Genomic DNA, 14,055 nt, shown 5'->3' on the forward strand with positions numbered 1-14,055 from the left:
GGATAATTGACAATTAGATTCTTCTGATTTTTTTAATTGATAATGGATAATGGACAATTGACAATTGGATTCTTCTCTTGCGAGAAACTTTTCGTTCTATAATTAGCAATTGTCAATTATCAATTGTCCATTACTGATTGATGACTGAAACCCAAATTTTATAAATCGCCCTGAAATCGATTAATTCTCATTGCGCATCATACCTGAAAATCGACTCATTCGAACCGAGGTAACAATTGTCAATTATCCATTATCAATTGTCAATTGTCAATTAACCCAAGCTCATCAACATCTTTATAATCGGCGTACGATGAAACGATCACTTTCTCGCCTGCTTTCAATCCGTCGAGGACTTCGTAATATTCTGGATTCTCGCGTCCGATTTTGATTTTGCGGCGTTCGGCTTTGTTCCCGTCAACCACAAAAATCCATTTGCCGCCCGTGTCCTGGAAAAACTGTCCTTTGTTAATCACGAGCTGTTTTTCTTTGGCCGATAAAATTAATCGCACACCGAAACTCAAACCTTGCTGCAACATCAATTCCTGTTTTTGAACGAATGCGAGCTCGACCTGGAAACGCCCGCCTTTTACTTCGGGGAGCACTTTGATTACGGTAACGTCGAGCGATTTTCCTTTATATTCGATGTTTCCTTTTTGCCCGACGGCGACTTTCTCGAGATAGAATTCATCGACGTCGGCGACCAATTTGTAGCCTTTGTGCAAATCGATTTTCCCGATGCTTTCTCCGGCCTGGTAGGTTTTCCCGATGATCGGTTCGAAAGAGGTCAACGTTCCCGATTCGGTCGCGGTAATCAGGAAATTTTTCTTGTTGTCACGCAGGATATCCAAACTTTTTTCCATCGTCGCGATCGAACGGTCAATTTGGGCGATCTGGATGCGATTACTGTGCTTCTCGCGGTTGACACTTTCTTTGATCTGGTTGCGACGCTCGGTTTGGTAGCGGAAATTCTCCTCGAACGAATTCCAGTCGTTTTTCGAGATCACGTCTTTCTCGAACAGCTTTTTATTGAGTTCGTACAAGCGTTTCGCGTCGTTGAAATCGTGTTCGATGCTCGCCAGATCCTTGATCAATCCCAATTCCTGGTTTCGGATATTCAATTTGCCCGAATTCAAATTGTTCATCTGTTCGATGATTGCGGTTTCCTGCGTCATATAATTCAGTTCCGAATTCGGGTTGTACATCTTAACGAGCGCCTGGCCTTTCTCAACGTGTGTTCCGTTTTCGGCAAAAATTTCCTGTACCGATCCGCCTTCGACGATATTGACGAACATCGTGTGCAACGGTTCGACTCTGGCTTCGAACGTCAGGAAATCTTCGAAATATTCGTTCGATACGGTTTTGATCATGACTTCAGACGCGTTTACATCGAGCGAACGTTTGTTCGAAAACGATAGATACGCCATGAGCGAAAACGCCAAAAAAATTACGCCTGCAATGGTCGCTACCTTAAATTTTTTACTTTTACGAGTAATGACAGTATCCATCTTTTTAATTGTTTTCGCATAGCCTTTTGGCATTATCGTGCCACGCAATTATAAACGCTTAATAAGTTGATTGTCAGTTATTTATTTTTATTACTATTATTTATTGTGTCCGAAATCGGACAGTGATCGTTCACTATCGGACAACCGAACCAACATGAGGAAAAAACAGGCCACGATTATTGTCACCGACGACCAGGAAGAAATTCTTTTTGCTGCGAAAATGGTGCTCAAAAAACACTTTGAGACGATTTTTACGACGAGCAATCCGCGTACTTTATATCAGCTTCTGGCCGAAAACCAAGCCGACGCTGTTTTGCTCGACATGAATTACCGGATCGGGTTCGAAGATGGGCGCGAAGGCATCCATTGGCTGCGCGAGATCACGACTTTATATCCGAACACGTGCGTGATTTTGATGACGGCTTTCGGGAAGATTGAAACCGCCGTCGAAGGCATAAAAATCGGTGCGTTCGATTATATGATGAAACCTTGGGAAAACCAGAAGTTGCTCGACGTGGTTGAAAAAGCGGTGTCCGAAAGCCGACGCCGACAAAAGAAACCCATCGAATTCTCAGGCGAAAAATCGTATTTCATCGGAACGTCACCCAAAATAAAACAAGCGTATTCCATTGCCGATAAAGTCGCCAAAACCGACGCGAACGTTTTGCTTTTGGGCGAAAACGGAACCGGAAAATACGTGTTCGCCGAATACATCCACACGAATTCCAACCGAAAAGCGATGCCATTCGTTCACGTTGATTTAGGCTCTCTGAGCGACAATTTGTTCGAGAGCGAACTTTTCGGTTATGCGAAAGGCGCGTTCACCGACGCGAAATCGGATACGGCCGGACGATTCGAAACCGCTCAAGGCGGAACGATTTTCCTCGATGAAATAGGGAATGTGCCGCTGCATCTGCAGTCGAAATTGTTGTCGGTGCTGCAAACGAAAACCGTGGTTAGATTGGGCGAGAGCAAACCCCGGGCGCTCGACGTTCGGATTATCGCGGCGACGAACATCGACATCGCGCAAGAAGTGAAAAAGAAAAACTTCCGCGAGGATTTGTTTTACCGAATTAATACGATGGAAATCACGTTGCCGCCGTTGCGCGAACGGAAAGCCGATATTTTGCCGCTCGCCGAATTCCTGTTATCGGACAAGGCCGAGAAATACAACATCCGAAATCTTGAATTCGCGACTGAGAATCTGAATTGGCTTGAGAATTATCCGTGGCCCGGGAATATCCGCGAGATGGAGAATAAGATCGAACGCGCCGTGATCTTGAACGAGGACGGGAAAATTTCAGTCACCGATCTCGATATTTTCGATTACACGCCCGAGGTGAAACTCGAGGACGATTCGCCTTTGAGCGACATGGAAAAACACGCGATCGAGAAGGCGCTCGTCAAACATTCGGGTAATATTTCAAAGACGTCGGAAGAACTCGGACTGTCGCGCGCTGCGTTGTACCGACGCATGGAAAAGTACAGCATCGCGAACAAAAACGGTAACTGATGCGATTTCACACGGCACTTTTCATACGGATTTTCTTTATCATCGCTTTGCTCGGCCTGGGCGCGTTCCTGGTTTTCGGGAAAATGCCGTACAATGCTTTTTTCGCGATTTTCCTCAGTGGATTATTCCTGTGCGAGTTGTACTTTTTCACGAGAAACCGCACGTTGATTTACGACAAGACGATCCTGTCGATCCTGCACGAGGATTTTTCGTCGGAATTGCCCGAGAATTACAAGTCCGGAAATTACGCAAACCTGTATCAACTCTACCAAACCACGCGCACGCGACAGTTCGAGATGTCATCGCGCGAATTGGTTTTCACGTCTATTTTGGACAACGTCGATACCGCGATCCTGATCCTGAAAAAGGACGGGAAAGGTCGTAGTATTTTCATGATGAACGACTATTTTTCAAAGTTGTTTGGCGTTCCGAAGTTTCGGAATTGGCAGCACTTGCGCGAGAAAATTCCATCGTTCGCGAGCCTTTTGGAAGATGGCGATTTTGCTGAAATGAAGTCGTCGGCTGAAATCCGATTGGACGAAGGCGAACTTCAAACGTTTTCGATCCAAACGTCGATTACCCAATCGTTCGACGATAATTATTACGTGGTGTTGCTCGACAGCATCCAAAAAGTCATCGAGAAAAAGGAGAAACAGGCTTGGGTGAATCTGATGAACGTGATCTCGCACGAACTCATGAATTCGTTGACTCCGATCCAATCGCTTTCGCAGAGTTTGAACGATATCGTGCAACAGGAAACGCCCGATGCCGATGACCTGAACGACATTCGCGAAGGTTTGTCGACGATCTTGAACCGAAGCAACCACTTGCAGTTTTTCGTGGAAAACTACCGCAAACTCACCATGTTGCCGACGCCTCAAAAATCGCCGGTCAACCTCAACCAATTGCTTCGGGAATGCTTGCATTTCATGAGCCCGATGTTGAAACAGGACGGGATTTCAGTTCAGAACGATGTGAATATCATGAATTCGGTTTTAGTCGATTTCCGTCAGATGGAACAGGTTTTCATCAATTTGTTGACCAATAGCATTTTGGCACTGAAAGACAAGGCTGAAAAGGAAATTTTCCTGACGTCTTGGAGTGAAAGCAACCGACTTTTCATCTCGATTTCAGACACGGGCAAAGGAATCGAAAAAGAAATTCGCGACAAGATCTTCCTGCCGTTTTTTACGACTCGCAAAGACGGAGCGGGAATCGGGTTGACGCTTTCGAAAAACATCATCGAAGCGCACGGTGGCTATTTGAGTTATGCGCCTCGCGATGGGAAAACGGAATTTGTGGTTTGTTTGCTTGTTTAATTTTGTCTGTTTCTCCGTTTTAAAGTTTAGCGTTCACGCTACTTCGCACCAACCCGAAATGCTAAGCTCGAAACAGATCAATTCACGAACTGGTTTCGGTATTCATTCGGCGTGAAGCCGGTTTCTTTTTTGAACAACCTCGAAAAGTACGGCGGATTCTCAAAACCTAGTGAATACGCGGTTTCAGCGATCGTGATGGCTGAGGATTGCAAAATGTTTTTGGCTTCGGACACTAAAAAGATGTGAATGAGTTCGAGTGCGGTTTTTCCGGTTTCCTGCCGCAACAAATCGGTTAGGTAACGCGGGGAAACGTTGAGTTTGTCGGCCATCGTCTTTACGCTCGGCAGTCCGTCGAGTTTGAGTTGGCCTGATTCGAAATACGTCTGCAACATCGCATTGAATCTGGAGACCGTCGCGCCTGAAAGTTCGGATCTGTTCAAGAATTGCCGCTTGTAGAATCGCTGGGAATATTTAAGGATCGAATCGATGTGCGTCAAAATGATGTCGCGGCTGTATTCGTCCTGATTGTTCAGGTATTCGGTTTCGATTTTGTGGTAAAGTTCCCAGATGAGTTCTTCCTCCTTGGGCGACAAATGCAGTGCCTCATTGGCCTCGTAGTCGAAATAGCCGTATTTTTTGATCTCGTGATGCAACGCGTGCCCGTTCAAGTAATCCTGATGGATGAACATCAGGAAACCTCTTTCCTCGAGTTCGATGTCTTTGATTTCGATTATCTGGTTGGGTTTGAAGAACGATAGCGAACCGTTCTCGTGATCATACTTTGTTCGGCCGTAACCGATAAATCCCGATTTCAGTTTCTTGAATCCGATGACATAAAAATCGCCCGTGAACGCGCCTTCCACGACACTGCAAACGTCCTGATGTTCACAGAAAACGAGTCCGAGCAATGGATTTTCGGGCAACGTGAAACCCGAAGCGCGATGTACGTCCGAGATTGTCTTATAATGTTTCATGATCTCAAATTAAAAACGGCAGCGGGACGTAACGCCACGCTGCCGTAAAGTTAGTGAATGATACGGATTTACGCTCCGTGCGCGGCGACGGCGACGTCATTCCAGGTTTGCCAAGTGTCGAGACGTTCCTCGTAAACTTGTTTCGCCCACGGCAACGTGTGTTTCCCGAGGAAGAGTCGCAACGGCGGATTCTTTGAATCGATGAGTTTCAAGACCGCTGCCGACGTCGCTTCAGGATCGCCGAAAAGGCCTTCCTGCGCATTGGCTTCGTTGAATGAGTTTCGGACATCGTCGTACACACTCATGTGTTGGGTGTGGTTTGAACTCGGGCCGGCCCAATCCGTGCTGAAACCGTTCGGTTCGATCATGGAAACGTTGATTCCGAATCCTTTTACTTCCTGTTGCAACGTTTCGCTGATGCCTTCGACGGCGAATTTCGAAGCGTTGTAAATGCCCAATAATGGCAATGTTACGACTCCCAGGATGCTTGAAACCTGGACGATGTGCCCGTGTCCTTGCTCGCGGAAAATCGGCAATGCGGCTTGCGTTACCCAAAGAAGACCGAATACGTTGGTTTCGAATTGCGCGCGCGCTTCAGCCTCAGATGTTTCTTCGATGGTTCCGAACAGCCCGAAACCTGCGTTGTTGATCACGACATCGAGCGAACCGAAATGGTCTTTCGCTTTTTGGACGGCCGCAAAACTTTCAGCTCTGTTGTTGACGTCGAGTTTGATCGGCAAGACTGAATCGCCATAGGTTTTGACGAGATCCTGCAAATCGTCGAGATTTCTTGCTGTGGCGGCAACTTTATCGCCGCGTTTCAGGAATGCCTCGGCCCATAATTTTCCGAAACCTCTTGATGCTCCTGTTATGAGAAGTGTTTTTGACATGACTTTGTGTTTTAAAATTATAGGACAAAGTTATGTTCGGAGCTTTCGTCGGGACGTATACAAAAACGCGGATTGGTGATACAAAACAACGAGGGTTTGGCTGCGCCGTTTAGAGTTTAGGGTTTCACGTTACCGAAAACGTAAACCGGAACTCGAAACAACTATTGTATTTCGGGAGCCCAGAAGTGCTTCTCAAAATCAACCACCTTATTGTCGCGAACTTCTACGCCTTCGCTTTCCAATAATTGCTGCATGAGATTCGTGCCTTCAAAATGGTGTTTTCCCGTGAGCAATCCGGCGCGGTTTACGACGCGATGTGCCGGAACATCGTCGCGTCCGCCGCAAGCATTCATTGCCCAGCCGACCATTCGTGCCGATCGTGCCGAACCGATCGTCTTTGCGATGGCGCCGTATGACGTGACTTTTCCGTACGGGATTTGGCGTGCGATGTCGTAGACGCGTTCGAAGAAATTCTCGTCCTTCACTGGTAATAATATTGGATGACGTTGCACAGCGTGACGAATGCGATCAACGCGGTCACCGACCCGATTATGTAGTTCATGTTTTTGGTGATCGAGCCCGTCTTGTGTTCCATTTTTCTAAAGAAGGTCACGAAACAGTAGAATCCGAACATGGTCCCGAGTAGAATTCCGAATACGAAAGCGAGAATGAACGGTTTGTCGAACGAGAAAACTTTGTAGGAAGCGAGCGTCAGGCTGAGGAAAACGTAAAATGGAATTGTCAGGAAATTAAGCGCCGACAACAACATTCCCATGAAGAACCGACTGCGTTTGCTGTGCAGTTTCAGCGCGCTTTTTTTCGGGACCGACGCTTTTGCGAAGAAGAAAAAATAAATGGTCAAGCCCGTGAAGATCGCGAGTCCTGTCTCTCTCAACAGGATAATAATTTCAGGATGGCGATCGAGGAATTCGGCGAAAACTATGGCCAGAAAACTTTGGAACGCCAATATGATCGCGGCTCCGAGCGCAAATACAAACGCCCGTGTCTTGCCTTCGTTGCGACTGATTTTTGCGGCCGTCATGTTCAGCAAACCCGGCGGAATTATCCCGACCGTTGAGGCGAAAAAGCCCATGAACATCGACAGCGCATATTGCATCCTACTTTATTTTGAATCGAATATACGTAATTGGCTTGTCCTGTTCCAAATAAAATTGTTCGTAAAACGTCTGGATTCCAGTTACTTCCTCAGGCGCGCCTTCGTTCGTGTAGATATTGTGGTTCGCATACAGGACTTCGTGGCCTTGCCCGTGAAGCAGGCCGAGCGTGTAGCCGTGCATGAATTCGGAGTCGGTTTTGAGATGCACGATTCCGTCAGCCGAAAGGATTTTCCTGTAACGCGCCAGGAATTCCATGTTGGTCATTCTATGTTTGGTGCGCTTGTATTTGATTTGCGGATCGGGAAACGTGATCCAGATTTCGCTGACTTCGCCCTCGGCAAACAGTTTGTCGATGAGTTCGATCTGGGTTCGAAGAAATGCCACGTTTTCAATTCCGTTTTCGACGGCTGTTTTCGCGCCTCTCCAAAATCGCGCGCCTTTGATGTCGATTCCGATGAAATTCTTTTCAGGAAATTTTTGGGAAAGCGCGACTGAGTATTCGCCTTTTCCGCAGCCGAGTTCGAGTACGATCGGGTGGTCGTTTTTGAAATATTCCTGATTCCATTTGCCTTTGAGTGCAAATTCGTCATTCAATATCGTGTCTCTTTCGGGTTGGATCACGTTTCCGAAGGTTTCGTTTTCGCGGAATCGTCTCAGTTTGTTCTTGCTTCCCATGGTTTTGCGATTAAGGCGCACAAAAGTAGGGTAATTTTAGTAAGCATAAAAGTCTGGGATAAATTGGTTTTGTTGGGAAGCCGATTGAAATCAGGACCCTGACAGGGTAAAATAAAAATTTATTGAAACGCACGTTACATTTTTTATGTCAAAAACGTTAAATTCTACCCACGTCACACTCTCTTAATATTTTAGCAAACCTTACAAAATATACCACATCCAAAATCTTTCTATCTTGCCGCGAAATCTACGGCAATGCCTGAAAAGAATAAGTCGCGAAACATACTCGTGGCACCGCTCAATTGGGGACTTGGACACGCAACGCGTTGCATCCCCGTCATCAAAGCCCTCGAAGAAGAAAATTACATCCCGATTTTGGCGTCGGACGGCGTCGCACTTGATATGTTGCGAAAGGAATTTCCGCATTTGCGCACGATCGAACTTCCATCGTACAAAATCGAATATCCAAAAGATGGCGAGGATTTCAAATGGAAATTGCTCAAAGGAATGCCTCGCATGATCGAAGCGGTCGTGGCCGAAAAGAAACTCGTCAAGAAATTGGTCAAGGAACTCGACTTGTGCGGCGTAATTTCAGACAACCGGTTGGGCGTGATATCCAAAAAAGTGCCGTCGGTTTTCATCACGCATCAACTCAATGTGCTCACGGGGAATACGAGTTGGATCACGGGGAAATTGCACCGACAGATCATCAAGAAATACTCGGAATGTTGGGTTCCCGATTTCCAGGAAAAACCGAATCTGACAGGAAAGCTCGGGCATCTGAAACAACCTGATTTCCACATAAAATACATCGGGCCGCTGAGTCGTTTCGAGAAAAACGAGATCCCGAAGAAATACGAACTCATGGTTTTGCTTTCAGGTCCCGAACCTCAACGGACTTTACTCGAAAACCGACTCAAGAACGAAGTGAAATTATACGGCAAAAAAGTCGTCTTCGTGAAAGGAAAGATCGAGCCCGAACAAAAAACCGAAACCTGCTCGAACGTCACGTTCTACAACTACATGACCACGAAAGAGCTCGAGAAAACCATAAACGAAAGCGAAATGGTGTTGTGCCGATCGGGTTACACGACGGTCATGGATTTGGCGAAACTCCAAAAGAAATGTTTCTTTATCCCGACTCCGGGCCAATACGAACAGGAATATCTCGCGAAAAAACTAAAACGCGACGGCTTGGTTCCGTTTGCGAAACAGGATGAATTCCGATTCGAGAACCTGCTTGAAGTGGATTTGTTCAAAGGATTGCCGCCCGTGGAAGATAACATCCATTGGAAGAATTTATTTTGCCTTTTCGAGGGTGAATGAAAATTCGGAGCCTTTCCCGAAATCACTCTTGACGTAAATCTTCTGGTTGTGCGCCTCGATCAGGTGTTTCACGATCGACAATCCGAGGCCTGAACCGCCCGCGTCACGCGAACCGCTTTTATCGACTCGGAAGAAGCGTTCGAACAAGCGCGGGATGTACTGCTTTTCAATACCTTCGCCGTTGTCGTTGATGCGCACGATGATCTTGTCGTCGGTCAAATCTTCGATCGAAACTTCAGTTGAACCTTTGTCCTTGCCGTATTTGATCGAATTCATGACAAGATTTATGAGCACTTGTTCGATTTTTTCCTTGTCGGCGGTGACTTTGATCGGCATGCTGTAACGTTGGTCGAACAACAGCAAGATGTCTTTTTTGTTCGACTCGATCTCGAGCAGATCGAAAACGTTCTGGATGAGTTTCACGATGTCGAATTCGTGTTCTTCCAAAACCAGGTCGCCCATTTCGAGTTTGGCGATCATGTCGAGGTCGTTCACGATGTAGATCAATCGCTCGACTCCTTTCTCGGCGCGCTCGAGGTATTTTTTACGCACCGATTTGTCGTTCAACGCACCATCGAGCAACGTCGACAGATAACCTTGTACGGTAAACAAAGGCGTTTTCAACTCGTGTGAAACGTTGCCCAGGAACTCGCGTCGGTAGTCTTCGCGGATGCGCAACATCTCGATTTCCATCTTCTTGTCGGTGGCGAATTTCTTGACCTCGCGCGTGAGCGTCGCCATATCGGTCGTCACGGGTTGGTCTTTGAACGTGCTCGCATCGAGGAAGGAAACGTCGTCGTAGATTCGTTTGACGCGCCTATAAATGAATTTTTCGACGCGATATTGCAAAACGAAAAAAGAAAATGCGCCCACCGAGAGCGCAAAATATAAACAAGGTACAAGCGAAAATTCAAAAAGCAACCAGGTGATGATGCCGAACAATCCTGTCGAAAACAAAGTGATGTATAACGATGACTTTACGGCAAAACGGTATGTTTTCTTGAATTTTATCGCCATTTATACTTCAATCTTGTAGCCGACGCCTTTGATCGTCTTGAACAGCTCTTCACCGATTTTCTCGCGCAGTTTGCGAATGTGGACGTCGATCGTCCTGCCGCCAACGATGACTTCGTTACCCCAGACTTTGTCGAGGATTTCCTCGCGCTTGAATACTTTTCCGGGTTTTGATGCGAGCAGGTAGAACAATTCGAATTCTTTGCGAGGCAAGATGATTTCCTTGTCGTCCTTGACGATCTTGTATTCTTCGCGGTTGATTTCGATGCCGCCAACGTTCAAGGTTTCAGGATTTTTGCCTTCGTCCTTCAGGCGACGCAACAATGCTTTGACTTTGCTGACAAGCAATTTCGGCTTGATCGGTTTGGTGATGTAATCGTCGGCGCCGGCGTCAAAACCTGCGACCTGGGAATAATCTTCAGAACGAGCGGTCAAAAAAGTTATGATAACGTTACTGAGTTCGGGAATCTTGCGAATCGCTTCGGTCGCTTCCATGCCGTCCATTTCGGGCATCATGACATCCATAATGATGAGTTGAGGCAACTCTTTTTTCGCCTTCGCGATGGCTTCGCGGCCATTCTCGGCGGTTGATATCTGATAGCCTTCCTGAGCGAGGTTGTAGCCCACAATTTCCAGGATGTCCGGTTCGTCGTCGACCAATAAAATCCTGATTTCTTTTTTCTTCATGTTAGTAGAAAGTTGGGTTTGCGGCTGTAAAAGTAAAGATAAAAAAATCCGTCAAATGGCGGTTAACCATTATTTAATATGTTAACAATTAGGTAATCTTAAGCCAACTAAAAGGTAACGGGCGCGTAACATCGCCTTTAAAAGCGCACCCGTACTTTGCGCCAAAATAAAAAACAGACATTCTGATGAGAAATCAACTCACACTTTTATTGGTATTGCTTTTTTCGGCGATCGGATTTGCCCAAAAGGGAACCGTTACGGGAACGCTGACCGATAAAGACCTTAACAACGAACCGCTTCCATTTGCGAACGTCATCGTTAAAGGTACAACTAATGGAACGACTACCGATAACGACGGAAAGTACACGCTCATGCTCGAGCCTGGAACGTACGTTATCGAATTCAGCTTTTTGGGTTATGAGACTTTAACGGAAAACGTCACCGTGGTTGCGGGACAAACCGTAACCGTGGACAAAGTCCTGGGCGCCGGAAGTTACACGCTTCAGGACGTTAAAGTACAATCGCAGGTGAATCGCGAGAAGGAATCGGCGTTGCTTTTGGAACAACAAAAATCGGTTACGATCACACAACAGATCGGAGCCCAGGAATTGACGCGAAAAGGTGTCAGCGACGCGGCCGCGGCCGTTACCAAAGTGACCGGAATTTCACGTCAAGACGGAGCCAGCGGAATCTATGTCCGCGGATTGGGCGACCGTTATAACAGCACGACGTTGAACGGATTGCCGTTGCCATCAAACGAACCGACGAACAAAAACGTTTCGTTGGATTTGTTTTCGACCGACGTTATCCAATCGGTGGGCGTTTCCAAAACCTGGTATACCGATTTATATGGTGACGTTGGCGGCGCGAACATCGACATCGTTTCCAAAGAACACAGCGGGAAAACGAAATTGAACATCGAAGTCGGAAGCGGCATCAACAGTTACGCGTTCGACAGCAACAATTTTAAAGTGGCCGACGGCATACAGAAATCAGGTTTCTTCGACGTTAAAAAACCGAACGATCTCACGACGTACCAATTCGAAAACAAATGGACGCCGGGCCGCGATTCGAATCCGGTCGACATGAACCTTGGGATTTCAGGCGGAACGAGCTTTAAGGTCGGTGAAGAAGGAAAACTGAATGTTTTCGGGACGGCTTCATTCGAGAACGGTTACAACCTTAAGAAAGGTAGCCAGCTCAACATCGGGAACACGAACGACAACATCATCGAGAATTTCTTCGACGTCAACAAATACGAGTACAGCACGAAAACGACAGGAATGGCGAATTTGGCGTACCGAATCAACAAAGACCACAAGATCAAATTCAACACGGTTTTCATCAACGCTTCAAGAAGCAGCGTGAACGAATATGATTTCACGAACGAGAACGGATCGCCGAGTTTCACGCGACAAACCATCAACGAGCAGAACAAATTGTTCGTAAACCAATTGCTTGGCGAGAACAAACTTTCAGATCGTTTGGATTTGGATTGGGGCGCGTCTTTCGGGAAAATCACATCAGAAATGCCGGATCGTTCTACAATCGTCTTGGTTGAAGGCGCGAACGGATTCATTTTCAACACGAACACCCAGTCGACGAACAACCGTTATTTCCAGAAACTCGACGAGACTGAAATCTCAGGAAAAGCGGTCGCTGCCTACAAACTGTTCAAGAAAGCCGATTCGGACGAATACAAGGGAAAATTGACGTTCGGTTACAACGGACGTTTCAAGAAACGTGATTTCGAAGCGACGCAATACAACTTCCGCATCAACGGATCGGTTCCCGTGACTGAAGATACGGTTGACAGTTTCCTGAACGCGACGAACCAATCGCAGTCGAACAACGAGCAGAACACGTTCCGTATCCTAACAGGACGTAACGCGGGAAGTTTGGTGCCGTTTACGTACAATCCTGAAGTGAACATCCACACAGGTTTGGTGAACTTCGAACACTCGCCATCAGACAAATTCACGTACTCTATCGGTGTTCGCGCTGAAAAGGTATTGCAGGAAATGGAATGGGATACGAATATCGCGCTTCCCAACGTGAACTTCGACGATGCGAAAATCGACGAGCTTTACATTCTTCCTGTCGCGACCGTAAAATATGCGGTGAACGACAAATCGAACCTTCGTGCGGTTGCGAGCAAGACGTATACGTTGCCACAGTTCGTGGAGAAAGCGCCGTTCCGTTTTGAAGTGGTCGGTGAAAGTACGGTCGGTAATGCGTTCTTGAAACCGTCGGACAACTACAACCTCGATTTGAAATGGGAAATGTTCCCTGAAAAAGACGAGTTGATCTCGTTGACAGGTTTCGGAAAATACATCATCGACCCGATCTCAAAAGCGCGCCTGAACTCGGCTTTGAACGACAATACATTCGTGAACGCCGGCGACAATGCTTTCGTGGTCGGAGCGGAATTCGAAATCAGGAAGAACGTTTGGCAAGTAGAGGAAATCCAAAGCTTGAGCGTAGGTTTCAACGCGACATATATGTATTCGGAGCAAAAATTGAATTCGGAAAAAGTCGCTGCCGAAACCAACAATACGATTTCTGTAAGCTTCAACGGAGACAAAGACGGTTTGCAAGGTGCGTCGCCTTTGTTGTTGAACGCCGACGTTTCGTACCGCTTCGAAAAAGGTGATTTCCGCCCGACACTGACTTTGGTCGGAAACTATTTCCACGACAGGATCTACTCGTTGGGTAACATCCAATCAGGCGGAAACGTGATGGAAAAAGGGATCCCGACGTTGAACTTCATCTCGAGTTATGAAATCGGCGACCACTGGAACATCAGCTTGAACCTAAAGAATATCCTGAACGCTAAAATCGAGCGTTACCAGGAAAACGCGCAAGGTGATTTCACTACGTATTCTTACAAGACCGGATCTGACTTCAGCCTCGGCATCAAATACAGTATTTTCTAATTCGATCTCAGAATCTACAGGAACGAGCGGCTCAAAAGGCCGCTTTTTTCGTTTAACGCCGGCGCAACATTCGTAACGTTACGGTAACGATTTTTGCG

General features: G+C 46.7%; 12 protein-coding genes. 4 read left to right on the top strand and 8 right to left on the bottom strand.

Annotation, left to right across the window (positions count from 1 at the left end):
- Positions 1 to 260: 260 nt before the first annotated feature.
- Complete coding sequence (locus EOO50_RS00005; protein WP_290836663.1) at positions 261 to 1,505, bottom strand: efflux RND transporter periplasmic adaptor subunit; 1,245 nt, start codon at positions 1,503 to 1,505, stop codon at positions 261 to 263.
- A gap of 154 nt (positions 1,506 to 1,659) precedes the next feature.
- Between EOO50_RS00005 and EOO50_RS00010 the strand changes: the two genes are divergently transcribed.
- Together EOO50_RS00010 and EOO50_RS00015 are read left to right on the top strand one after the other, a co-directional pair.
- Positions 1,660 to 3,018 (top strand): sigma-54 dependent transcriptional regulator, encoded by a 1,359-nt coding sequence (locus tag EOO50_RS00010; protein ID WP_290836665.1) that lies wholly within the window; start codon positions 1,660 to 1,662, stop codon positions 3,016 to 3,018.
- A complete protein-coding gene (locus EOO50_RS00015; RefSeq protein WP_290836667.1) occupies positions 3,018 to 4,337 on the top strand; it encodes an ATP-binding protein in 1,320 nt (439 codons plus the stop codon). The genes EOO50_RS00010 and EOO50_RS00015 overlap by 1 nt, the downstream gene beginning before the upstream one ends.
- Before the next feature lie 77 nt (positions 4,338 to 4,414).
- On the opposite strand, the gene EOO50_RS00020 is transcribed toward EOO50_RS00015, so the two are convergent.
- The 5 genes from EOO50_RS00020 to trmB form a co-directional block, all read right to left on the bottom strand.
- On the bottom strand, positions 4,415 to 5,311 hold the full coding sequence (locus EOO50_RS00020) for a helix-turn-helix domain-containing protein (RefSeq protein ID WP_290836669.1): 897 nt from the start codon (positions 5,309 to 5,311) through the stop codon (positions 4,415 to 4,417).
- Between the two features lie 68 nt (positions 5,312 to 5,379).
- Entirely contained in the window at positions 5,380 to 6,201 is an 822-nt protein-coding gene (locus tag EOO50_RS00025; protein ID WP_290836671.1) for an SDR family NAD(P)-dependent oxidoreductase, read from the bottom strand.
- Between the two features lie 161 nt (positions 6,202 to 6,362).
- On the bottom strand, positions 6,363 to 6,686 hold the full coding sequence (locus EOO50_RS00030; protein WP_290836673.1) for an MGMT family protein: 324 nt from the start codon (positions 6,684 to 6,686) through the stop codon (positions 6,363 to 6,365).
- Complete coding sequence (locus EOO50_RS00035; protein WP_290836675.1) at positions 6,683 to 7,318, bottom strand: LysE family transporter; 636 nt, start codon at positions 7,316 to 7,318, stop codon at positions 6,683 to 6,685. Before EOO50_RS00035 ends, EOO50_RS00030 begins: the two co-directional genes overlap by 4 nt.
- Position 7,319: 1 nt before the next feature.
- A complete protein-coding gene (gene trmB / locus EOO50_RS00040; protein WP_290836677.1) occupies positions 7,320 to 7,994 on the bottom strand; it encodes a tRNA (guanosine(46)-N7)-methyltransferase TrmB in 675 nt (224 codons plus the stop codon).
- 255 nt (positions 7,995 to 8,249) lie between these two features.
- Between trmB and EOO50_RS00045 the strand changes: the two genes are divergently transcribed.
- Entirely contained in the window at positions 8,250 to 9,320 is a 1,071-nt protein-coding gene (locus EOO50_RS00045) for a glycosyltransferase (RefSeq protein ID WP_290836679.1), read from the top strand.
- On the opposite strand, the gene EOO50_RS00050 is transcribed toward EOO50_RS00045, so the two are convergent.
- Positions 9,294 to 10,337, bottom strand: coding sequence for an ATP-binding protein (locus EOO50_RS00050; RefSeq protein WP_290836681.1), 1,044 nt, complete (start codon positions 10,335 to 10,337; stop codon positions 9,294 to 9,296). The two genes, EOO50_RS00045 and EOO50_RS00050, sit on opposite strands and share 27 nt — an antisense overlap.
- Complete coding sequence (locus tag EOO50_RS00055) at positions 10,338 to 11,021, bottom strand: response regulator transcription factor (protein WP_290836683.1); 684 nt, start codon at positions 11,019 to 11,021, stop codon at positions 10,338 to 10,340.
- Positions 11,022 to 11,206: 185 nt separating this feature from the next.
- Between EOO50_RS00055 and EOO50_RS00060 the strand changes: the two genes are divergently transcribed.
- Positions 11,207 to 13,957 carry a TonB-dependent receptor gene (locus tag EOO50_RS00060; RefSeq protein WP_290836685.1) on the top strand — a complete coding sequence of 917 codons (2,751 nt, stop codon included), beginning with the start codon at positions 11,207 to 11,209 and terminating at the stop codon, positions 13,955 to 13,957.
- Positions 13,958 to 14,055: the final 98 nt, after the last annotated feature.

The organism is Flavobacterium sp. (genome assembly GCF_004211145.1).
In the GTDB taxonomy this organism is placed as follows: Bacteria; Bacteroidota; Bacteroidia; order Flavobacteriales; family Flavobacteriaceae; genus Flavobacterium.

Coding starts and splice junctions, on each gene's coding strand:
- EOO50_RS00025 (WP_290836671.1), bottom strand. CDS start 6,201: ATGTCAAAAACACTTCTCATAACAGGAGCATCAAGAGGTTTCGGAAAA.
- EOO50_RS00035 (WP_290836675.1), bottom strand. CDS start 7,318: ATGCAATATGCGCTGTCGATGTTCATGGGCTTTTTCGCCTCAACGGTC.
- EOO50_RS00020 (WP_290836669.1), bottom strand. CDS start 5,311: ATGAAACATTATAAGACAATCTCGGACGTACATCGCGCTTCGGGTTTC.
- EOO50_RS00010 (WP_290836665.1), top strand. CDS start 1,660: ATGAGGAAAAAACAGGCCACGATTATTGTCACCGACGACCAGGAAGAA.
- trmB (WP_290836677.1), bottom strand. CDS start 7,994: ATGGGAAGCAAGAACAAACTGAGACGATTCCGCGAAAACGAAACCTTC.
- EOO50_RS00045 (WP_290836679.1), top strand. CDS start 8,250: ATGCCTGAAAAGAATAAGTCGCGAAACATACTCGTGGCACCGCTCAAT.
- EOO50_RS00060 (WP_290836685.1), top strand. CDS start 11,207: ATGAGAAATCAACTCACACTTTTATTGGTATTGCTTTTTTCGGCGATC.
- EOO50_RS00055 (WP_290836683.1), bottom strand. CDS start 11,021: ATGAAGAAAAAAGAAATCAGGATTTTATTGGTCGACGACGAACCGGAC.
- EOO50_RS00050 (WP_290836681.1), bottom strand. CDS start 10,337: ATGGCGATAAAATTCAAGAAAACATACCGTTTTGCCGTAAAGTCATCG.
- EOO50_RS00015 (WP_290836667.1), top strand. CDS start 3,018: ATGCGATTTCACACGGCACTTTTCATACGGATTTTCTTTATCATCGCT.
- EOO50_RS00005 (WP_290836663.1), bottom strand. CDS start 1,505: ATGGATACTGTCATTACTCGTAAAAGTAAAAAATTTAAGGTAGCGACC.